This window comes from Pseudomonas sp. FeN3W (genome assembly GCA_030263805.2).
In the GTDB taxonomy this organism is placed as follows: domain Bacteria; phylum Pseudomonadota; class Gammaproteobacteria; order Pseudomonadales; family Pseudomonadaceae; genus Stutzerimonas; species Stutzerimonas stutzeri_G.
Window position 1 is genome coordinate 874360 of record CP136010.1, and the last position, 19990, is coordinate 894349.

Annotated in this window: 25 protein-coding genes; 12 read left to right on the forward strand and 13 right to left on the reverse strand. The window is 62.7% G+C overall.

The annotated features are described in order from the left end of the window. The first annotated feature begins 40 nt into the window (after positions 1 to 40). The 7 genes from P5704_003905 to P5704_003935 all read left to right on the forward strand — a co-directional run bounded on the left by P5704_003905 (position 41) and on the right by P5704_003935 (position 5991). A complete protein-coding gene (locus P5704_003905; GenBank protein WOF79651.1) occupies positions 41 to 1075 on the forward strand; it encodes an acyltransferase in 1035 nt (344 codons plus the stop codon). A 48-nt stretch (positions 1076 to 1123) separates the two neighbouring features. Next, positions 1124 to 2332, forward strand: a complete 1209-nt coding sequence (locus tag P5704_003910) for a glycosyltransferase family 4 protein (GenBank protein ID WOF79652.1) — start codon at positions 1124 to 1126, stop codon at positions 2330 to 2332. 41 nt (positions 2333 to 2373) lie between these two features. Beyond that, positions 2374 to 2703: a hypothetical protein gene (locus tag P5704_003915; GenBank protein ID WOF79653.1), complete on the forward strand. Its 330-nt coding sequence runs from the start codon at positions 2374 to 2376 to the stop codon at positions 2701 to 2703. A 38-nt stretch (positions 2704 to 2741) separates the two neighbouring features. After that, positions 2742 to 2954: a hypothetical protein gene (locus P5704_003920; GenBank protein ID WOF79654.1), complete on the forward strand. Its 213-nt coding sequence runs from the start codon at positions 2742 to 2744 to the stop codon at positions 2952 to 2954. Positions 2955 to 2965: 11 nt separating this feature from the next. Beyond that, complete coding sequence (locus P5704_003925) at positions 2966 to 4039, forward strand: glycosyltransferase (GenBank protein WOF79655.1); 1074 nt, start codon at positions 2966 to 2968, stop codon at positions 4037 to 4039. 21 nt (positions 4040 to 4060) lie between these two features. Continuing rightward, a complete protein-coding gene (locus P5704_003930) occupies positions 4061 to 5131 on the forward strand; it encodes an acyltransferase (GenBank protein WOF79656.1) in 1071 nt (356 codons plus the stop codon). Between the two features lie 584 nt (positions 5132 to 5715). Beyond that, the gene (locus P5704_003935) at positions 5716 to 5991 is read left to right on the forward strand and encodes a hypothetical protein (protein ID WOF79657.1); all 276 of its coding nucleotides are present in this window, start codon (positions 5716 to 5718) and stop codon (positions 5989 to 5991) included. 47 nt (positions 5992 to 6038) lie between these two features. On the opposite strand, the gene P5704_003940 is transcribed toward P5704_003935, so the two are convergent. The 3 genes from P5704_003940 to P5704_003950 form a co-directional block, all read right to left on the reverse strand. Next, positions 6039 to 6269, reverse strand: coding sequence for a hypothetical protein (locus P5704_003940; GenBank protein WOF79658.1), 231 nt, complete (start codon positions 6267 to 6269; stop codon positions 6039 to 6041). A gap of 68 nt (positions 6270 to 6337) precedes the next feature. Continuing rightward, complete coding sequence (locus P5704_003945) at positions 6338 to 6580, reverse strand: hypothetical protein (GenBank protein WOF79659.1); 243 nt, start codon at positions 6578 to 6580, stop codon at positions 6338 to 6340. A 10-nt stretch (positions 6581 to 6590) separates the two neighbouring features. Beyond that, on the reverse strand, positions 6591 to 6926 hold the full coding sequence (locus P5704_003950; GenBank protein WOF79660.1) for a hypothetical protein: 336 nt from the start codon (positions 6924 to 6926) through the stop codon (positions 6591 to 6593). Positions 6927 to 7310: 384 nt separating this feature from the next. On the opposite strand from P5704_003950, the gene rimO reads away from it, so the two are divergent. Further along, on the forward strand, positions 7311 to 8636 hold the full coding sequence (gene rimO / locus P5704_003955) for a 30S ribosomal protein S12 methylthiotransferase RimO (GenBank protein ID WOF79661.1): 1326 nt from the start codon (positions 7311 to 7313) through the stop codon (positions 8634 to 8636). A gap of 108 nt (positions 8637 to 8744) precedes the next feature. Here the strand turns inward: rimO and P5704_003960 are convergent, their stop codons facing one another. Then, positions 8745 to 8867, reverse strand: a complete 123-nt coding sequence (locus P5704_003960; protein WOF79662.1) for a hypothetical protein — start codon at positions 8865 to 8867, stop codon at positions 8745 to 8747. Between the two features lie 454 nt (positions 8868 to 9321). On the opposite strand from P5704_003960, the gene trpB reads away from it, so the two are divergent. Both trpB and tsaA read left to right on the forward strand, forming a co-directional pair. Further along, complete coding sequence (gene trpB, locus P5704_003965) at positions 9322 to 10530, forward strand: tryptophan synthase subunit beta (protein ID WOF79663.1); 1209 nt, start codon at positions 9322 to 9324, stop codon at positions 10528 to 10530. A 111-nt stretch (positions 10531 to 10641) separates the two neighbouring features. After that, positions 10642 to 11349: a tRNA (N6-threonylcarbamoyladenosine(37)-N6)-methyltransferase TrmO gene (gene tsaA, locus P5704_003970; GenBank protein WOF79664.1), complete on the forward strand. Its 708-nt coding sequence runs from the start codon at positions 10642 to 10644 to the stop codon at positions 11347 to 11349. Between the two features lie 19 nt (positions 11350 to 11368). Here tsaA and P5704_003975 read toward each other — a convergent pair whose 3' ends face one another. From P5704_003975 to P5704_004010, 8 genes are all read right to left on the reverse strand, one after another. Further along, positions 11369 to 13906 carry a penicillin acylase family protein gene (locus tag P5704_003975; GenBank protein WOF79665.1) on the reverse strand — a complete coding sequence of 846 codons (2538 nt, stop codon included), beginning with the start codon at positions 13904 to 13906 and terminating at the stop codon, positions 11369 to 11371. 75 nt (positions 13907 to 13981) lie between these two features. Beyond that, positions 13982 to 14443, reverse strand: coding sequence for a DUF2489 domain-containing protein (locus P5704_003980; GenBank protein WOF79666.1), 462 nt, complete (start codon positions 14441 to 14443; stop codon positions 13982 to 13984). A 7-nt stretch (positions 14444 to 14450) separates the two neighbouring features. Beyond that, positions 14451 to 14639: an SEC-C metal-binding domain-containing protein gene (locus P5704_003985; GenBank protein ID WOF79667.1), complete on the reverse strand. Its 189-nt coding sequence runs from the start codon at positions 14637 to 14639 to the stop codon at positions 14451 to 14453. Between the two features lie 7 nt (positions 14640 to 14646). After that, positions 14647 to 15102, reverse strand: a complete 456-nt coding sequence (locus P5704_003990; protein WOF79668.1) for an LEA type 2 family protein — start codon at positions 15100 to 15102, stop codon at positions 14647 to 14649. A gap of 175 nt (positions 15103 to 15277) precedes the next feature. Next, positions 15278 to 16015 (reverse strand): S-methyl-5'-thioinosine phosphorylase, encoded by a 738-nt coding sequence (locus tag P5704_003995; GenBank protein ID WOF79669.1) that lies wholly within the window; start codon positions 16013 to 16015, stop codon positions 15278 to 15280. Between the two features lie 24 nt (positions 16016 to 16039). Further along, positions 16040 to 17038, reverse strand: a complete 999-nt coding sequence (gene nagZ / locus P5704_004000; protein WOF79670.1) for a beta-N-acetylhexosaminidase — start codon at positions 17036 to 17038, stop codon at positions 16040 to 16042. A 15-nt stretch (positions 17039 to 17053) separates the two neighbouring features. Then, positions 17054 to 17578, reverse strand: a complete 525-nt coding sequence (locus P5704_004005) for a L,D-transpeptidase (GenBank protein WOF79671.1) — start codon at positions 17576 to 17578, stop codon at positions 17054 to 17056. A 39-nt stretch (positions 17579 to 17617) separates the two neighbouring features. Next, positions 17618 to 18325 (reverse strand): TetR family transcriptional regulator, encoded by a 708-nt coding sequence (locus tag P5704_004010; protein ID WOF79672.1) that lies wholly within the window; start codon positions 18323 to 18325, stop codon positions 17618 to 17620. A gap of 208 nt (positions 18326 to 18533) precedes the next feature. Here P5704_004010 and lexA point away from each other — a divergent pair, with 208 nt between their 5' ends. Then, the gene (gene lexA, locus P5704_004015; protein ID WOF79673.1) at positions 18534 to 19142 is read left to right on the forward strand and encodes a transcriptional repressor LexA; all 609 of its coding nucleotides are present in this window, start codon (positions 18534 to 18536) and stop codon (positions 19140 to 19142) included. Positions 19143 to 19153: 11 nt separating this feature from the next. After that, positions 19154 to 19630: an SOS-induced cell division inhibitor SulA gene (gene sulA, locus P5704_004020; GenBank protein WOF79674.1), complete on the forward strand. Its 477-nt coding sequence runs from the start codon at positions 19154 to 19156 to the stop codon at positions 19628 to 19630. Between the two features lie 74 nt (positions 19631 to 19704). Here the strand turns inward: sulA and P5704_004025 are convergent, their stop codons facing one another. Further along, on the reverse strand, positions 19705 to 19941 hold the full coding sequence (locus tag P5704_004025; protein WOF79675.1) for a hypothetical protein: 237 nt from the start codon (positions 19939 to 19941) through the stop codon (positions 19705 to 19707). Positions 19942 to 19990: the final 49 nt, after the last annotated feature.

The window sequence follows — 19990 nt, forward strand, 5'->3', positions numbered from 1 at the left end:
AGTCCCGACATTCAACTCCATCAATCAAGCGAGGCAGACCATGGAACGGTTGGCGCATATCGACGCGCTACGCGGCAGCGCAGCCCTACTCCTGATTTTCCAGACCCTGCTGCTGCCACTGTCAGACGGCTGGGCACTGCAGCACGCCCTGGACCCCGGACTGCTGGCGGTGCTCTGGTTCCTGCTGTGCTGCGGTTTCATCGTGCCGGCCAGCCTGCACGCCAGCGTCGACGGCGGGCGAGGCTTCGTCGTCCGCCGCCTGCTGCGCCTGCTGCCGGTCTACCTGCTGGCGGTGCTGCTGACCGCCATTCTGTTGCCGACGGCACCGGCCTGGCTGCCGGGTGTGGCCGCTCCAGGCAGCGCTATGGCGTTCGAGGTCATCGGCGCTTACGGAGCGCTGCCGCCAATCCTGCTGTTCTACGGGTTCTGCCTGCTGCTGCAGGTGCTCGGCCTTTTGCACAGCGTCAGTCTGCGGACCAGCTGCGCGCTCGTGCTGCTGGCGGTGGCGCTGCTGCTCGCCCTGGCGCGGCAGCTGCTGGGCACAGAGCTACCGGTCACGCTGCCGCTGGCGCTATCACTGATGTTTTTCGCGTCACTCAGGTACGAGGCCAAGCATGAAAGCAGCAGCTACGCCCGCAGACGAGCCCGTGAATATGCGCGCTACACGCTGCGAATCTACCTGCTGGTGCTGCCGATCATCTTCCTCGCCGGCTGGTCTGCGGACGCAACCGCCTGGCCCCGGGACCTGCTCACCTATGCCCTGGCCATCGTGACCTTCCTGCTGGTCACCAGCCGGCTACCGCTACGGGCACCGCCGCTCGTCTGGCTTGGAAGCCTCAGCTACTCGCTCTATCTGTTGCTGCCAGCGATGCAGCGCCTGAGCGAACTGCTGACCCAGGCGCTCGGCCTGACCGGCCCGACCGCCAGCCTGGCTGGCGCTGTGTTCGGCCTGCTGCTGGCCCTCGGCAGCGCCCAGCTCTGCCGACAGTTGCTGGATCTACCGCTGGCTCACGCCGGCAGGCGCCTGACCAGACAACACGACCTGATGCCACTGGCACGCCTGCACAGCCGCTGAGGCTCACCGCCTCGCTGCTCACTCTTTCTCAATCAAGGATGTCATGCCATGAAAGTTGCCATCGTTCACGACTGGCTGGTGACGTATGCCGGCGCCGAGCGCGTGCTCGCCGGGCTGTGCGCCGTCTGGCCGGACGCCGATCTGTTCGCCGTCATCGATTTTCTCTCCGACGCCGACCGTGCCCACCTCGGCGGCAAGCGCGCCACCACCACCTTCATCCAGCAACTGCCGAAGGCGCGCACCCATTACCAGAAGTACCTGCCGCTGATGCCGCTGGCCATCGAGCAGCTCGACATGTCCTCGTATGACCTGATCATTTCCAGCAGTCACGCAGTGGCCAAGGGCGTGCTGACCGGGCCCAACCAGCTGCACATCAGCTACGTGCATTCGCCCATCCGCTACGCCTGGGACCTGCAGCACCAGTACCTGCACGAAGCCAGCCTGGAGCGCGGCATCAAGGCCAAGCTGGCGCGCATGCTGCTGCACTACATGCGCATGTGGGACCAGCGCACCGCCAGCGGCGTCGACGAGTTCATCGCCAATTCGCACTTCATCGGCCGGCGCATCAACAAGAGCTACCGGCGCCAATCCACGGTGATCTACCCGCCGGTCGACACCCGCCAGTTCACCCTGCACGAGGCCAAGGAAGACTTCTATCTCACCGCTTCGCGGATGGTGCCCTACAAGAAGATGCCGATGATCATCGAGGCGTTCGCGGCCATGCCGGACAAGCGCCTGATCGTCATCGGCACCGGCCCGGAAATGGAAAAGGCCCGTGAAGCGGCCGGGCCCAATGTCACCCTGCTCGGCTACCAGAGTTTTGAGGTGCTGCTGCAACACATGCAGCGCGCCAAAGCGTTCGTCTTCGCCGCCGAAGAAGATTTCGGCATCGCGCCCATCGAGGCCCAGGCCTGTGGCACGCCGGTGGTCGCCTACGGGCGCGGCGGCGTACTGGAAACCGTGCGCGGGCTCGAACATGCCGAACCCACCGGCGTGTTCTACCCGGAGCAGACCACCGCCTCGCTCATCGCCGCCATCGGCGAGTTCGAGGCCCAGTGCTCGCGCATCACACCGGAAAACTGCCGACGCAATGCCGAGCGCTTCTCCAGCGAACGCTTCCAGCAGGAAATCCGCGCCTTCGTCGACGCGCGCCTGCGCGAAGCCAGGGCGCTCGACCTTCAGCAGAGCTCGGCGCCCTTGCCGGCCCCCAGCACGCCGCTCTACCCGGCAGCCGTGGTGCCGATCAAGCACGCCTGATGCGTTTACCCATCAACCCATTCACTTACGAGGTTTCAAGGATGAACACAGTAAAGAAGTGGATGAGAGTGACCCGAGCGCTCGGGTTCGCTCTCGTTGTAGTGATCGAGCCAGCCAGCGCTGCGGTGAACGCCGACACGCTGATCACCGAACCGACCAACCCGTCCAGCCAGTTGCCTGCCTGCACCAGCGCCGGCAGTGCGAGCGTCATCGCCTACAGCGACTCGTCAACCGACGCCACGCCACGCTGTGGCTCCAATGGCGGCGGTCAGCAGGAAAGCCCATCCGGTCATCAACCGTATCGATTCGCGGAACCGGCGTCCGGTTCGTTCTGGAGTCCGCCGGCAGACAGCAGGCGCTATTCATTCTGATCCGGCGTCGCAGCACCGGGTCATGCAGGAGCACAGACATGAGCACAGAAGAAACATCCAGAATTTCGCTGATTTTGGCCGATGGCTATTCCTACACCGAACTCATTCCCGCGCCCGACGCGCCTGACGGACCGTCGGGCAATGGATTCATCCGCATCTTCCACGCCTTCTTCAGCCCCAATGAAGAAGACTCGACGGTCGACGTGCAGCAGCCTAACTGCCTGCCGCTGGCCGCCCCGGAACAGAGCTGAGGAGATATTCCGTGCAGAACACCGCGCGCGTCGAACCCTGCAAGCAGAGTGCACAGGCAGCCGCCGCCAGCGCCGGCGAGATGCCGGTGCGACGGCAAACCACCATCGTCACAGTGACCTACGGCGACCGCCTGGTTTACCTGCGCCGACTGATCGAGCAGGCCTTCGCCTTCGAACAGATCACCCGCGTACTGGTGGTCAGCAATGCCTCGACCGCACCACTCGAACAACTGACCAGCCGCTGGCCCGGTCAGGTGCGCATCATTCCGCTGGCGCAAAACACCGGCTCGGCCAACGGCTATGCCGTGGGGCTGGAAGCGGCGCTGGCCGAAGGCGCGCAGTACATCTGGATGATGGATGACGACAACGCCCCCACCGCGGCCGCGGTGCGCCTGCTGCATGAAGAACTTGCGCGAATGGCCGACGAGGTAGGGCTGCATCGTGCCGCCGTGCTGGGCTTTCGCCCCAGTCAGCAGGAAGACATCGCCCGCGGCGTACCGAGCCGTTTCGCCATCCAGCCGCGCTCCAGCTACTTCGGCTTTCACGTCGCGCAGCTACCGTACAAGGTCTGGCGCCGTCTGCCCTGGGGCCGGCCAAAAGGCACGCCGCCGCGGGCCATCGACCTGCCGTTCGCTCCCTATGGCGGCATGCTCGCCCATCGCAGCCTGTACCAGGCGATCGGGGTGCCATTGCGCGAGCTGGTGCTCTACGCCGACGACACCGAGTACACCCGTCGCATCACCGCCAAAGGTGGCCGTCTGCGTCTGGTGACCGATGCGCTGATCGACGAGCTGGAGCTGTCCTGGAACATCAAGGCGCACACCCGCAACATCTACGAAGCCTTCCTGCTCGGTGATTCCGACTTCCGTGCGTACTACACCGCCCGCAACCAGGCCTGGTTCGACACCTACGTCTGGGCTGCCTCACCCTGGCTGTATCGGCTGAACCGAAGCATCTTCCTCGGCCTGCTGCGGCACGTGGCCCGGCGACAGCAGGTTCCGGAACGGCTGCAACTGATCGAGCAGGCCATCCGTGACGGCGAGAACCGTTCGCTGGGGATGCATCAGACCTTTCCGTTGCGCTGAACCCATTCCAAGGAGGAGCCGATGCACGCGCCAACCACTGCGCCAAGAGACAACAACTTCGATTTCCTGCGCTTCTTTGCCGCCTCGATGGTCGTGTTCGGCCACAGCTACGGCCTATCCGGTCAGGCGGACCGGGAACCTCTGCGCCTGTTCAGCGGCAGCTACGACTCGGCGGATATCGCCGTACACGTGTTCTTCGTGATGAGCGGTTTCCTCATTGCGGCGTCCTGGCTGAACAGCCGCAGCGTGCTGGATTTTGCCGCCAAGCGAGCCCTGCGCATCATGCCGGCACTGATCGTCTCGGTGCTGTTCGTGGTCCTGCTGATCGGCCCGCTGGCCACCGAGCTGCCGCTTGGCGATTACTTCACCGCCCCCGGCACGCTCGCCTACCTGGCCAATGCCGCGCTGATCACCGAGTTCCGCCTGCCCGGCGTATTCGAGGCCAACCCGTTTCCCCACAGCGTCAACGGTTCGCTCTGGACACTGCCTTACGAAGTGCTGATGTACGCCACCGTGCTGACGCTCGGAGTCGTCAAGGTATTCGGCCGCAGCAGCGCGCTAATCGGCCTGATTCTGATGGTGGGCGTGCACCTCCACCTGATGCCGATCTACGAGATGCAGAGCGACCTGCTGCGCAAGGCCACTCGCCTGGGGATGTTCTTCTACGCCGGCGTGCTGCTGTATCTGTATCGGCACCTTGTTCGCTGGAACTGGAAAATCGCAGCGCTGCTGGTTGCGGCCAACCTGGTGAGTGCCCGCACCAATCACTGGGAGCTGGTGCACGTGCTGACCCTGCCCTACCTGACGCTCTACCTCGCACAGCTGCGCATTCCGAAGCTGGCCGGCTTTGGCAAGGCCGGCGACTTCTCCTACGGCCTGTACATCTTCAGCTTCCCGGTCCAGCAGCTTCTGATGCACTGGACCGACGGCCAGTTGCCACTGATTCCCTTCATGCTCCTTGGCTTCGCTGCCAGCCTGGCGCTCGCGGTGCTGTCCTGGCACCTCGTCGAATCGCCAGCGCTTCGGCTCAAGCGCTACCTGCCACGCAGCCAAAGCCGCAACGCCATAAGCGTGGCTTCAGCGAACCGCTGAACGGTCACGTCACCACTCGCCCGGCATGGAGTCTCAGCGTATACCACAGGGCTGCCGGTGGCAGGTCTAGATCCTCACTCGACATAGTGCGCAACGATGGTGCCCATCTGATACAGCCGATTAGCGATCCGGTGATATAGCCATGTACTTCCTGATCACCCCGCTCCGAGAGAGAGGCAGGCGGCGGACAAGGAAGGCCTGAAACGCGCCACGCCGACTGGAGAAGACCTGCGTATTGAGCATCAACCATCACCTGAAATGGGAAGACCCACCAGGATCGTTTTCGTCAACAGTCCATCCCCGGTCAATGACCCTTTGCCCAAGCTGTACGATGCGGACGTTCATTCAATGGCACCGAATGGCTTTGTCGTGACTGGAGTCGAGGCGATCGACGGCGCGGCTTACAGCCCATCATAGCGTTGTAAGCTGCCGTAGTGGCCCGCTGGGCCTATGGCCACTTTCCATCATGATCCGAGCCGCGGCCTGACAATCTGTCAGTTCAATATAATTGGACGTGGCTAGAGAGTTTGCATAAATTTGACTTCCTTTACACAAACCTCATACAGCCAAATCAAGGAAGAAAAATGAGCCTGATCAAAATCCTCTCCGTTGCAAGCAGTGTGCTTTTTTGTACAGCAGTACTTGCTGCTCCAAGTCTTGAAGCGCTTCAGAAGGAGGGTGAGCGAGATGGCAAACGCTACGCTCAGGACGGGCGGAACAACGGTATAAAAGTAGATGCAGCATTCTGTGCCGTTGGCATGGCGGCAGAAGATGAAAGTCGTCCTGAGCTTGCACAAAAAGAGATAGAGGCTTATGCCAAGGCCTTCGGCAATGCCTGCATGGGAAGGAAGGTTTTCTAATACCTCGCGCGTGGACCCACAGAGGCTTGGCTGTGGAATGTAATTTCCTACCGACAGACCTCATTGGCCGCCAGCAGCTTGCGCTCATAGCCGATCCGCTGGCGTCTCTCCGCAAGCAGCGCCCTCGCCTTCAGCTCCAGGCTGTCCGACTTGCGCAACCCCTCCGCTGCCCAGGGCGGCACCGCCACCGGTACGGCACGGCACGGCACCTGTACCGGCACCTCGACCTGAACAATGCGCGGCTCTGGCTCAACCGGATCGCCCGCACCTCCCGCCACCGGCCCCTACCGCACCACCATCAACTCATCCCACCGCGTCGTATATCGCTGGCTCATCATTTCCCGCTTCATCGACCACTCCGCTGTGGCGGGAATGCGTCCAAGCCGTACCGTTCCCCTGCCTCACGCGCGTTAATTTGATCCACCACGGCCATCAGCCGATCGGCATCAGGCCGTGGGGCTGCGGCAAACAGGTCTCCAGTAAATTCGCCTCGCTGTCGCAGATCCATCAGCAGCACCTCCGCCTTGCTGTAGGCGTAACCCTGCCGGTAGATAGCCTCAAGCCCGCGCACGGCCGCAGAGGCCAGCACGCGAGTATCCTCAGCACAGCAGCGGGCAGCTGATGGCATTGGCGTAGCGCGGCTGGTTGGGGTTGTGCATGCCGGTGCGGATAGCCACCTGCAGCGCGCCGGCCAGGCTCTGCCGCGCACGGAGCTTCTCGGCGGCCTTGGTGACGTAGGCCACAACCGTTTCGCGGATGGGGGCGATATCACGCACGCGGCTGCCAAACATCTTGGACGAGCAGATCATCTGCCGCGGCGGTACCGCCTCCTCGAGCTCGAGACAGGAGATGCCGCGCAGCTCGAGCGCGGTTTTCTCCAGCACCACGCTGACTGGCGGCGCAGCGTTGCGGAATCGTACTGCGCTAAGTCCCAAGCGGTCTGGATGCCCAGCGGTCGCAGGCGAGCAGTCAGCCGCCGGCCGACACCCCACACCTCGCCTACCTCGGTCATCTGCAAGAGTTTGTCGCGACGGTCCGGGTCGCGCAGGTCGATCACCCCGCCGGACTTTCTCCACGTCTTCGCCGTCCAGTTGGCCAGCTTGGCCAAGGTCTTCGTAGGCCCGATGCCCACGCCAACCCTTCATCACGCATGGACAGCGATTCATCCAACACAAGCCCCCGCTCCGCGGCCCACTTCTGCGCGTAGAGCAGCTGACGATCGGCGCCGCTGCCAGTCGCTTGCCGGGGATCGGAAAACCTCAGATAGCTGTATACTCGCGCGCTATTTTTTTCATGTCGTAGTGCCGAGGCGGCCCGCAATGTCGAAGAAAGTCGGAAGTATAGGATTTATTTCGTTAGGATGCCCCAAGGCAACGGTCGATTCTGAACGCATCCTCACCCAGCTGCGCATGGAGGGTTACCAGATCGTGCCGTCCTATGAGGACGCCGATGTGGTGGTGGTCAACACCTGCGGTTTCATCGACAGCGCCAAGGCCGAATCGCTGGACGCCATCGGCGAGGCGATCGCCGAGAATGGCAAGGTGATCGTCACCGGCTGCATGGGCGTGGACGAGAACAACATCCGTGGCGTGCACCCCAGCGTGCTGGCCGTCACCGGCCCGCAGCAGTACGAGCAGGTGGTCAACGCGGTGCATGAAGTGGTGCCGCCGAGCATCGAGCACGATCCCTTCGTCGATCTGGTGCCGCCGCAGGGCATCAAGCTCACCCCGCGCCACTACGCCTATCTGAAGATTTCCGAAGGCTGCAACCATACCTGCAGCTTCTGCATCATCCCGTCGATGCGCGGCAAGCTGGTCAGCCGTCCGGTGGGCGATGTGCTCAGCGAAGCCGAGCGCCTGGTCAAGGCCGGTGTGAAGGAGGTTCTGGTGATCAGCCAGGACACCAGCGCCTATGGCGTCGACCTCAAGTACAAGCTGGACTTCTGGAACGGCCAGCCAGTCAAGACGCGCATGCTCGAGCTGTGCGAGGAGCTGGGCAGGATGGGCGTCTGGGTGCGCCTGCACTATGTCTATCCGTACCCGAACGTCGACGACGTGATCCCGCTGATGGCCGCCGGCAAGATCCTGCCGTACCTGGACATCCCCTTCCAGCACGCCAGCCCGAAGGTGCTCAAGACCATGAAGCGCCCGGCCTTCGAAGACAAGACCCTGGCGCGCATCAAGCAGTGGCGCGAGATCTGCCCAGAGCTGACCATCCGTTCGACGTTCATCGTCGGTTTCCCTGGCGAGACCGAAGAAGACTTCCAGTACCTCCTGGACTGGCTCACCGAAGCCCAGCTCGACCGCGTTGGTTGCTTCCAGTATTCGCCAGTCGACGGTGCGCCCGCCGAAACGATGGGCCTGGAGCCGGTTCCGGACGAGATCAAGCAGGAACGCTGGGACCGCTTCATGGCGCACCAGCAGGCCATCAGCGCCGCGCGTCTGCAGCTGAAGGTCGGCAAGGAACTGGACGTGCTGATCGATGAAGTGGACGAGGACGGCGCCATCGGCCGCTCCTGGGCCGACGCTCCAGAGATCGACGGCATGGTCTATATCGACAGCGAGCAACCGCTGCAGCCGGGCGACAAGGTTCGCGTACGCGTTACCAACGCCGACGAGTACGACCTCTGGGCCGAAGTGATCTGAGCTGATCCGCTACACGAAAACGCCCCGCTTCTGCGGGGCGTTTTCATTTCTGCGCGACGAGTCCTCGGCAGCGGGAGGTCATCGCCCGCGAAAGGCGCTGACTCCGGTTCAACTGCGTGTGCCCAGCGTGGCGCGCCCGACAGGCTCCGGTAGCTGTCGGCCCGTCAATGCCTTGAACAGCCCGTACATCATGCACAGCAGCACGATGGAGAACGGCAGCCCCATGATCACTACCGTGCCCTCTACAGCACCGCCTGGGTGAAGACTCCTTCCGGTATGCCGAAGATGTGACGAGGCCGATACCGAGACGACATCAAGGTGCGACGTATTGCGGCAGGTGGCGGGCAAATCTCTTGAAATGGCTGCGCACCAAGAGCGGGATGGGCATGCATAGCAACCGTACTGATGACAGCCATGCCCGTCGGCGAGCTGCTGCCGAAAAAAAAGTTGAATCATGCTCCCATAATGCCTAAGTCGGCGCGCATCCTGCTCGATAAATGGCGATTCTTCGAATCGCTTCGGAACCGGGGCCTTTCCGGAAGCATTGATTCGATCCATCGGTCATGCAAATCGCTTCGCCACGAGCGGCCAAGCGTCCCCGCCCCGCTCGCCGTTTTCAGCGGTTCTGCGCTGACTTATGATCGGCCCCGCGTAGCAGCCCCCATTTCACCTGCAGAGATGAGCCATGTCGTCCGATCCTCGCTTCACCGCCATGCCCGACACCAACGGATATTTCGGCCCCTATGGCGGCCAGCTGGTCCCACCGCACCTCAAGCAAGCGATGGATGACATCAACCTCGCCTACGAGGAAATTCGCCAGCGCGATGACTTCCAGCAGGAGCTGGCAGCACTGTTCGCCGACTATGTGGGTCGGCCAAGTCCGATCTTCCATGCACGACGTCTGTCCGAGCAGCTCGGCGGCGCGCAGATCCATCTGAAGCGCGAAGACCTGAACCACACCGGCGCACACAAGATCAATCACTGCCTGGGCGAGGCGCTGCTGGCCAAGTTCATGGGCAAGAAGAAGGTGATCGCCGAGACTGGCGCCGGCCAGCACGGTGTCGCCCTGGCTACCGCCTGCGCACTGGTGGGTATTCCCTGCGAGATTCACATGGGCCAGGTGGACATCGAGAAGGAACACCCCAACGTCACCAAGATGAAGATCCTCGGCTGCAAGCTGGTAGCCGTCACCCGCGGTGCGGCGACGCTCAAGGAAGCGGTGGATAGCGCCTTCGAGGAATACCTGAAGGACCCGCACAGCTACATCTACGCCATCGGCTCGGTGGTCGGCCCGCACCCGTTCCCGAAGATGGTCCGCGACTTCCAGTCGATCATCGGCACCGAGGCCCGTGAGCAGTTCCTCGCCAAACACGGCCGCCTGCCCGATCACGTGGTTGCCTGCGTCGGTGGCGGCTCGAATGCGATGGGCATGTTCACCGCCTTCCTCGAAGATGCCGCGGTCGAGCTGGTCGGTATCGAGCCAGCCGGCGAGAGCCTGGACAAGCCCGGCCGCCACTCGGCGACGCTGTCCAAGGGCAAGCCAGGCCAACTGCATGGCATGGCCTGCTACGTGCTGGAGGATGCCGATGGCAATCCGTCTGCGGTGCATTCGATCGCATCCGGCCTGGACTATCCAGGCGTCGGCCCACAGCACAGCTACCTGAAGGATCTAGGCCGGGTGAACTACCAGACTGCGACCGACCAGGAATGCCTCGACGCCTTCATGACCCTGTCGCGTGTGGAAGGCATCATCCCCGCGCTGGAAAGTGCCCATGCCGTGGCCTGGGCGATTCGCAGCGCACCGACACTGGGCAAGGACAGCCACATCCTCGTCAATCTCTCCGGCCGCGGCGACAAGGATGCCGATTACGTCGCCAACCTGCTCGGCCTGTAACACATCGGCGGCGGCCCGGCAGCGCATATGCGCGTCGGCCTGCCGCAAGCGCAACCGACCGCCATAGCGAGTAAGATGCGCAGCCGCCCGACTGCTTCCCAGGCCGCTTTCATGGATCACAGCGTCTCGCCTATCGGCTACGTCCGCTCCTGCTTCAAGGAGAAGTTCGCCATCCCCCGCCAGCCCAGCCTGGCGCCAGCCGCACGCGGCGTGGTGGAACTGCTGCCGCCGTTCGACAGTGCTGATGCAGTGGCCGGACTCGAGCAGGTCAGCCACGTATGGCTGCTGTTTCTGTTCCACCAGGCCCTGGAAAACAAACCGCGCCTCAGGGTTCGCCCGCCTCGCCTCGGCGGCAATCGCATGGTCGGCGTGTTCGCCACCCGCGCGACCCACAGACCCAACGGCATCGGTCAATCGGTCGTTAGGCTGGATCGCGTCGAAGCGGATCGGCTGTTCATCTCCGGCATCGACCTGCTGGACGGCACTCCGGTGTTGGATATCAAACCCTACGTGCCCTACGCCGACTCACTACCGGATGCGCGCAACGACATGGCCGCCGAAGCACCGATAGCCATCGGAGTTCAGTGGTCGGACTCCGGCTTGCTACAAGCTCGCAGCCAAGCGGCGCGCCTCGGCGAACCGCTGGTGGAACTGATCGAGCAATGCCTGGCGCAGGACCCACGCCCGGCCTATCAGAAACCCGAACCGGAACGACGGTACGGCGCGCAGTTCTGGGATGTGGACGTGCGCTGGCATTACCCGACGCCAGGCGTGATCCGTGTTCTGGAAGTCGCGCCAGCAGCGCCGCAACCGGCCTGATGCCGGCGCGACGCGCCCCTCACTTGCCGGCGGGCGTCAGCAACAGACGCTGGTTGCCATAGACCTTGTCGAGATTCTCCGTTTTGAACGGGAAACTCAGGTAATTCGCCTTCATCCACGCGTCGATGCCATCGGCGTAGTGCGGGCTGGCCGGATTGCCCGACTGGCCTGAACTGTTGAGGCCGATCATCGGCTCATCACGGCCGAAGTCGACGATGATGCGCATCGCCGGGATCAGCCAGGTCTCGAAGTCCGTCCCCAGGTGATAGGCCGAAGCGTTCAGCGTGCTGTGATCGCCGCCCATGGCGTATGGGCCGCGGTCCAGGTAGCTGCCGATAGCGTTGATCTTGCTCCGTTGGCTGGCCGGCATATGCGGCGCCAACTGCGTCGCGCCGGAGGTCCAGCTGGCAGTGTGCAACTTGCCCCACTGCCAGGCGCTGCGCTCGTTGCCCAGCCGGCTTTCCAGCAAGGTCACCGCTGCTGCCAGGCTGCGCGCGAGGATTGCTGGCTTGTCTTCGGCTTGCGCGGTGCGCTGGTCATTCCAGAACGGGCTGTCCTCGCGCCCGAGCAGATGGTCGGCCTGGGCCGAGTAGGAGGTGTTGGCCGTTTGCACCAGCGCTCGCCACGCCGGCGTATCTTCCGGCCCCAGCTCATCTAGAAAGATCTGCTGCGCGCTTTCGTGCAGGAAAGCGCCATACAGCGCGGCATCGGCCGAATCCGCAGCGAGCTTGCCGTCGAAGGCCATCAACCGGTCCAGCGCTTCTCGCGCCTTGCTGCGTTCGGCGGCCGGCAGTGCATCGATCGCCTTGCGCAACGGCTCGGCCATGCCCGGCGCCTCGAACATTGCCTTGAGCTTGGCGGCGAACGGCGTGACCTGGTCGTACTGCATCGCGATGGTACTGCGGGTGTCGTGCTTGCCGTGCCCCGCCAGCTCCGCCAGGCGCTCGTAACGCTCGGGGCCATACCAGGAGCTGGAAAGCTGCATCCCGTAACCGCGCGGCACGCTGCGCTGATTGGCGGTGCCGAGCCAGCCCTGCACGGGGTCCTGATCGTAGGGATGCAGCATCGGATCGGCGAAGCCGTCCCATTCGTAACGATTGTCCCATCCCGGCGACGGCACCAAGCCCAGCCCCTCGCGACGATTTGGGAAGCGCCCAGTAACCTGCCAGCCGATCCCCTGCTGGTCGGCAAAGACCAGATTCAGTGCGGTTGCACGAATTTCACGGGTCGCCTCGAAGGCTTGATCCACCGATTGCGCGCGGGATAGATCGAAAAACGCGTCCAGCGTGCGATCGGCCTCCAGTTGCGTGGTTTTCAGCGCCAGGCCATAGCCGCTGGTGAGCTGCAGCGGCTGCAAGGGATGTTTGCGCTCGCCCAGCGCCGTGTTCAGCAGCGGGCCGTTGCGGGTTTCATAAATGGTTTCGCGAATCGGCCGCTCGCCCTTGACGAAGTAGGTCTCGTGGCGCTCGCGGGCCGGCAGCCACTTGCCATCGGCCAGGTACATCAGCCGCGAGCCTTCGCGGCGCACCTGCTCGAGATAGAGGTCCTGATTATCGCCCATGACCATCGTCATGCCCCAGCCGAGCTTGCCGTTGAAACCGGCCACCACCGCGGGTACCCCGGCGATGGTGACGCCCGCGGCCTGGAACTTCGGTGCGCGAACCTGCATGAAATTCCAGTACGAAGGCATGGACAACGGCAGGTGCGTGTCGTTGGCCAGGATCGGCTTGCCGCTGCGACTGTTGCTACCGGCGATAGCCCAGTTGTTGGAGGCGGCCATGCCAGAGGGCGTCAGTGCCGCCAGCGGCTGCGTAGCACGTTCGAGTGCCGCCAGCCCAGGCAAATTACCCCCCAGTTTCAGGCCCTTGAGCTTGTCTGCCTCATCGAACGGCAATGCCTCGTCGGGATAGATCGGCAGAAGCCAGGCCAGCTTGTCGCTGCCCACCTTCTGCGCCAGCAGCAGTGCGGCAACCTCTTCCTGCAGGTTCTGCGACAGCCCGAAGTTGAGCAGGCAGAACACCAGCACCGAATCCTCGGGTTTCCAGTACTCAGGCTTGTAGCCGGACTCGGCAAGGTCCATTGGCAGCTTGTCCTGATGACGATACAGGTACGCGTTGACGCCGCGGGCGTAGACCTCGAAGAACTTCTTCATCCGCGGCGAGGATTCACGATAGAGCAGCTCGGCGCTCTGGCGCAGATTCACCGCGCGCATGAAGCGGTCGGTCTCCAGCACCCCGGGGCCGACCATCTCCGCCAATCTACCCTGAGCCATCAGCCGCAGGCTGACCATCTGGCTCAGCCGGTCGGTGGCGTGGACGTAACCCATGGCGAACAGCGCATCGTGAAACGACGAGGTCTCGATCAGCGGCATGCCCAGCGAATTGCGCCGGATGCTCGCACTGCCTGCCAGCCCGGTCAGCGGCTGAATGCCCTGTGACGGCGGCAAGCTGGCGCTGTAGCGATTGTCGAGATAGGCCTGACAACCGCCAAGGCCGGCCAGGCCGAGCGCGGCCCCCAGCGTCAGGCGAACCAGGGCGAACGGCAGACGCAGAGACATCGAAGACTCCTGAGCGAGCTTGGCAAGGGATGGTACTGACAGATTAGAGGGCGCGCGGCGAAGAAGATCGGTCGATCAGGCCGCGTCGCGGGATTTTGGCAGAGCTTCGTCGAGCAGCCAACGGGCCGAACGCCGAGCCTCGGCCTTGTGTTGCAGCTCAAGCGCACTGAACTGCGCTTCATGTCGGCGCCGCTCCTGCTTGTCCAGCGCCTTCCAGGCCGCATGGGTCGGCACTTGCTCGGTGGCTTCGAACAGCTGCTGGAACACCTGACAACGAGGATGCTGCCCCAACGCCACATCATAGTTGTCGAGCAGCACCTTGATACGGATCGCCCCCTCGATAAGCGGGACTTGCTCCTCCAGCAGGCAGCTGGCGAGGATTCGCAGATCCTCCGCCAGCGCGGTCTGTTGCTGCGTCCGCGCCTCTGCCTGCAAACGCTCGTTGCGCCAGACACGGCGCCAGAGATACAGCGCATAACCGCCCAGCGCAGCAATCAGCAGCGCGGCGATGACGAACAGACCGATTGCCAGGGTCATGACAGGCTCAGGCGCCGTGGCATTTCTTGTATTTCTGCTGGCTGCCACAAGGGCACGGGTCATTGCGGCCAACGTCCTTCAGCGGATTGCGCACAGGTTCGTGGCTGTGATTGCAATGCGGGCCATGAACGTGGTGATGATCATGGTCATGATCGTGGTTGCAGTCGGGGCCATGCACGTGCGGTTCTTGACTCATCTAGGTACTACTCCGGAATAAAGTTGCCCGGGATTATCTCGCCATTGTTGGAAATGTGCACGCGCCGGCCCATCATCAGGCCGGTCTTGAGTTCACCGGCCAGGCGGTAGGCGATCGGGCGATCAGGCTTCTCAAGCAGGCGCACGATGTACTTCATATGGCGCCAAAGGTTGGTGTGAACCGGCACCTCGTAGTACTCGAAGCTGTTGGCGGGCACCGTCAGCCAGCCACTGGATTCGCCGCTAGCCAGCTCCACATCATTGAGATGGACTTTGTAGATCAGCCCGCGCACCGGCAGGCTATGATCGTTGGGGTTGTCGATACGAAAGCGCAGCATGAATTGCTGTTCCAGCAGCCGCGCCTTGATGATATCGACCTTGGTGAGTTCGACCGTAGGGTCCTTGAAATCGCCCGAAAACCAGGTCGAGCATCCGGCCATGCCGCCAAGCAGGCAGAGCAACACGACGGTTCTAAGAATTCTTATTGTGTGTGCCTGGCAAAACATTCCGGTACTCCAAAGGACGGCCAAGTGTAGCAAGCAGCATGCTTGCCGCAACGGGGGCCACCACAAAAATACCAGTCTCAGGCCGCAATATGACAACGACGCTTCAGACAAAGCGCAGCGCGTTGCAGATCGGTCAGGCCGCCAGCACTTTTGCGAGCACCTGCCGCGCCTTACCTATACCGGCAGCCAGTGCCGCCTCGATCTCGGTCATGGTGATCACTCCACTCGCCTTGCCGGCCGCCGGATTGACCACCAATGCCAGACAGGCATAAGGCAAGTCGAGTTCACGAGCCAGCGCGGCCTCTGGCATACCGGTCATGCCGACGATGTCGCAACCATCTCGCTCCATCCGGATGATCTCCGCCACGGTCTCCAGCCGCGGCCCCTGCGTGCAGCCATATACGCCATGGCCGCTGAACGCATATCCCTCGGCCGCGAGTGCGCCGATCAGGCGTTCACGCAGCGTTTCGTCATAGGGGAAGCTGAAGTCGATATGGGTCACGTGATCGATATCGCCTTCGAAGAAGGTGTGTTCACGGCCATAGGTGTAATCGATGATCTGATGGGGGACGCAGAAGTGCCCGGAGCCCATGGCCGAATGAATGCCGCCTACCGCATTAATCGCAAGAATCGCCTCCGCCCCCGCCTGCTTCAGCGCCCATAGGTTGGCTCGGTAATTCACCTGGTGTGGGGGGATACGGTGCGGATGGCCATGTCTTGCAAGGAACAGCACCTCTCGGCCGCTGTATTCGCCACGCAGGATCTCCCCGGACGGGCGTCCGTAGGGCGTGTCGATGACCTGCGCGCGCTGCATCTTGAAGCCGCTCAACTGGGTCAGGCCGGTGCCGCCGATGATGGCATGGACAGTCATGGGTATTCCTTGAAAGAAGAAAGGTCAGCCAATCAGGTCGGCGGCCTTGAGCGCGCCAATGGCGTCAAGCCAACGCGGATCCTGCTTGTACTCAGCGACGCATGCCTCACGAGCGCGCATGCGTGAAAGCACAGGCGGCGCTGTCACGCCGAGACGCTGCAGCGCAGTCAGCGCCAGTTCCGCTGCTGCCCGATCATTGCATACCAACCCCATGTCGCAGCCGGCAACCAGGGCAGCCTGGATGCGATCGGCCGCATCGCCGGCGACGTGAGCGCCCGCCATCGACAGATCGTCACTGAAGATCACACCCTTGAAGCGCAGTTCGTTACGCAGGATGTCCTGTAACCAGCGCCGCGAAAAGCCCGCGGGCTGCTCATCGACCTGAGGATAGATCACATGCGCCGGCATGATCGCATCGAGCGTATTGCTGAGCGCCTGGAAAGGAATCAGATCACAGCGGCGCAGTTCTTCAAGGCTTCGCTCATCGACCGGGATCGTGACATGCGAGTCCGCCTCGGCCCAGCCATGCCCGGGAAAGTGCTTGCCAGTGGCCGCCATCCCTGCTGCATGCATTCCTCTAATGAACGCGTCGATCAGCACCACAGCAGCCTGTGGATCGCCTTCGAACGCACGCGTTCCCACCACGGCACTGCGCTGGTGGTCGAGGTCGAGAACCGGCGCGAAGCTGAAATCCAGGCCCACGGCGAGCACCTCGGTCGCCATCACCCAGCCACAGGCCTCGGCCAACCGCGGCGCATCGGCGCAGCGCGCCAGCTCCCGCATCGCCGGAAGCCTGACGAAACCCTGGCGCAGCCGCTGCACGCGGCCACCTTCCTGGTCCACCGCCAAAAGCAGGTCTGGTCGCACGGCACGAATAGAGCGGCATAGCTCGTCGACCTGGCGCGGGTGCTCAATGTTGCGCGCAAACAGAATGAGCCCGCCGACCTCGGGTTGGCGCAGCAGGTGCCGATCCTCGGCCGTCAGCCAGGTACCGGCAATGTCCAGCATCAGTGAACCGTGCATATGTAGAGTGAATCCTTATTCGAGTTCAGCGGCAGCCCAGTCGGGACAGGGCGCCTCGTCGATACGCACCGCACAGTGGGGCGGCACCAATGGAAAGAGTTCGAGCAGGTCGGCATTGCGCATGCGAATGCAACCGTGGGAAAGCGGCACGCCCATCGGCTCACAATCGGGAGTACCGTGAATGTAGATGTAACGGCGGAAGGTATCGACCCGCCCCATTCGGTTGACGTCCGGCTCGCAGCCGCTGAGCCAGAGGATGCGGGTCAGGATCCAGTCGCGCCCGGGGAAAGCCTCGTGGAGCTCAGCGGACCAGACCTCGCCAGTCCAGCGCCGCCCGCGCAGCACCGCCCCCTTAGGCAAAGCCTCACCGATACGCGCACGCACCTGGTGCAGGCCGCGCGGCGTACAACCGGAGCCATTGAGCTCGCCAGCACCATTACGTGCGGTAGAAACCGGGAGACGCAGACACAGCCGCCCGCGGGCAAAACCGTAGAGTTGCTGGTCAGCGATGGAAATATGCAGAAGATCGAGAGATGCCATGGGCGGCTAGCTTAGCCGATCGTCCGGCGGGCTTGTAGCTCAAGCCTTCGCCGGAATGGCAGCCGCGTTGCGCCGCGCGATCGGCTGTGCGCCGGCCAGCGTCGTGTCGTCGATGCCGCTGTCGGCACGCATGCCGGCTGCCAGGAACGGCACCATCATGCGCATCACCTGTTCGATCGAAGTCCGGACCCCGAAGTCGTTCTCGGAAATAGCGCGCAGTGCCTTGATGCCCGACATGCTGAATGCCGCGGCTCCCAGCATGAAATGCACGCGCCAGAACAGCTCGATAGGTGGAATGGCCGGCGCCGCGTCGTGCACCTTGAGCATGTAGCGGCGAAACACCTTGCCGTACATGTCTTCCAGATAGCGGCGCAAGTGGCCCTGGCTCTGACTGAAGGACAAGCCCAGCAGACGCATGAAGATGGACAGATCATCGCCACTGCGCGGTTTGACCGCCAAGGCCTGCTCGACGAGGATTTCCAGCAGTTCCTCGAGCGTGTCCTGCTTGTCGGTCAACGCCTCGCGTCGATCCAGCTCACGCTCCAGGCTGGCACAGAACGGCCCGAGGAATCGCGAGAACACCGCCTGGATGAGCGCCTTCTTCGAACCGAAGTGATAGTTGACCGCCGCGAGATTGACCCCAGCCTTGCTGGTGATCAAACGAAGCGAGGTTTCGGCGAAGCCTTTTTCCGCGAACAGCTGTTCCGCTGCATCAAGAATGCGCTCAACTGTTTCCGACTGCGCCATGCCCCCTCCGAAAGACAAACAACTGTTTGAAACTTACGTTTCACCGACCGGCAAGTCAACCACGAAACGCCTGGTGGCACTAGCGTCATTGTCGCAGACAGACCACGCGGCAAACCGGATGTGGTTGCTAGCCCATCTTAATCATTCGTTGCCAAGGCCGGATCACTGTATATAATCCCAGTCACTGTACAAAAGAACAGAGACCGACATGATCAAGCTGACGCCTCGCCAGACGGAAATCCTCGCGTTCATCAAGCGCTGCCTGGAAGACAATGGGTATCCGCCCACTCGTGCAGAGATCGCTCAGGAGCTCGGCTTCAAGTCGCCCAACGCTGCCGAAGAACATCTCAAGGCACTTGCCCGCAAAGGCGCTATCGAGATGACGCCCGGCGCGTCCCGCGGGATACGTATCCCGGATTTCGAACCCGCCGCGTCCGAAAATGGCCTGCCGATCATTGGCCGCGTCGCCGCCGGCGCGCCGATTCTGGCGCAGCAACATGTCGAAGAATCCTGCCAGATCAGCCCCGCTTTTTTCCATCCACGCGCCGATTATCTGCTCCGTGTCCACGGCATGAGCATGAAGGACATCGGCATTTTCGATGGCGACCTGCTGGCCGTGCACACCACTCGCGAGGCCCGCAACGGCCAGATCGTGGTGGCTCGCGTGGGTGACGAAGTCACGGTGAAGCGTTTCAAGCGTGACGGCAAGAAGGTTTGGCTATTGGCTGAAAACCCCGAGTTTGCGCCCATCGAGGTCGATCTCGAACAGCAGGAACTGGTGATAGAAGGCTTGAGTGTCGGCGTCATCCGCCGCTAAGGAGAAGGTTCATGCAGTACCAGACCAGCACTTCCCGGCCCCAACTTTCGTTGTTCGACGGCGTCATTGCGCAAAGCCTGGCACCGTTTGGCAGCCTGAAACCACGCAGCAAACCCGAGCAGGACAAGGAGTATCTGAGCGAGTTGAGCCTGAGCGGCAGCAGCGAGCACTGCCACCTGTTGCTCGCCCCGGTCCTGCGTGAACTTGGCGACGCAGCTGACAGCCGCTGGCTGACGCTGATCGCCCCTCCTGCCTTCCTCTCGCAGAACTGGCTGCGCACGTGCGGCCTTAATCGCGAACGCATCATCCTGCTGCAACCACGCGACGCCGAGGGCGCACTGGAGCTCACCTGCAAGGCCCTGGCCTCAGGCTGCAGCCATACCGTGGTCAGCTGGTTTGGCCAGCTCGAGAGCGCAACGCGCGACAAACTCCGTGCCGCCGCCAGTCTGGGCGAAGCTCAGAGCCTGAATATTCGTCTGGGATGTTGAGCGATGAAGCACAGGGATGTGCTGCCAGGTCACGGATGTAATCCTGAAATTACCGCCTTCGAGTAACGGCGCGGTCAGTGCAAAACACGCGGTTCGTCATCGTCACGCTCGAAATCACCTTCTGACATGCGCCCGGCCATCTGAACGCCGACATTGAACATCGCCTTGGCAATCTCGACGTGCTGCCCCTGCAGGAACAATTTGGCATCATCCGAAAAATCCAGCGTGACCAACACCTCTTCGTCCTCGGCACGACGAAGCACGATGCGCCCGTCCGGTAGCTCGACGATTTCCAGAAAAGATGTAGGCATGATCAGCTCCGCGTGAAAGGTGGCCATTGTAACAGCCGACCAGCCTCAG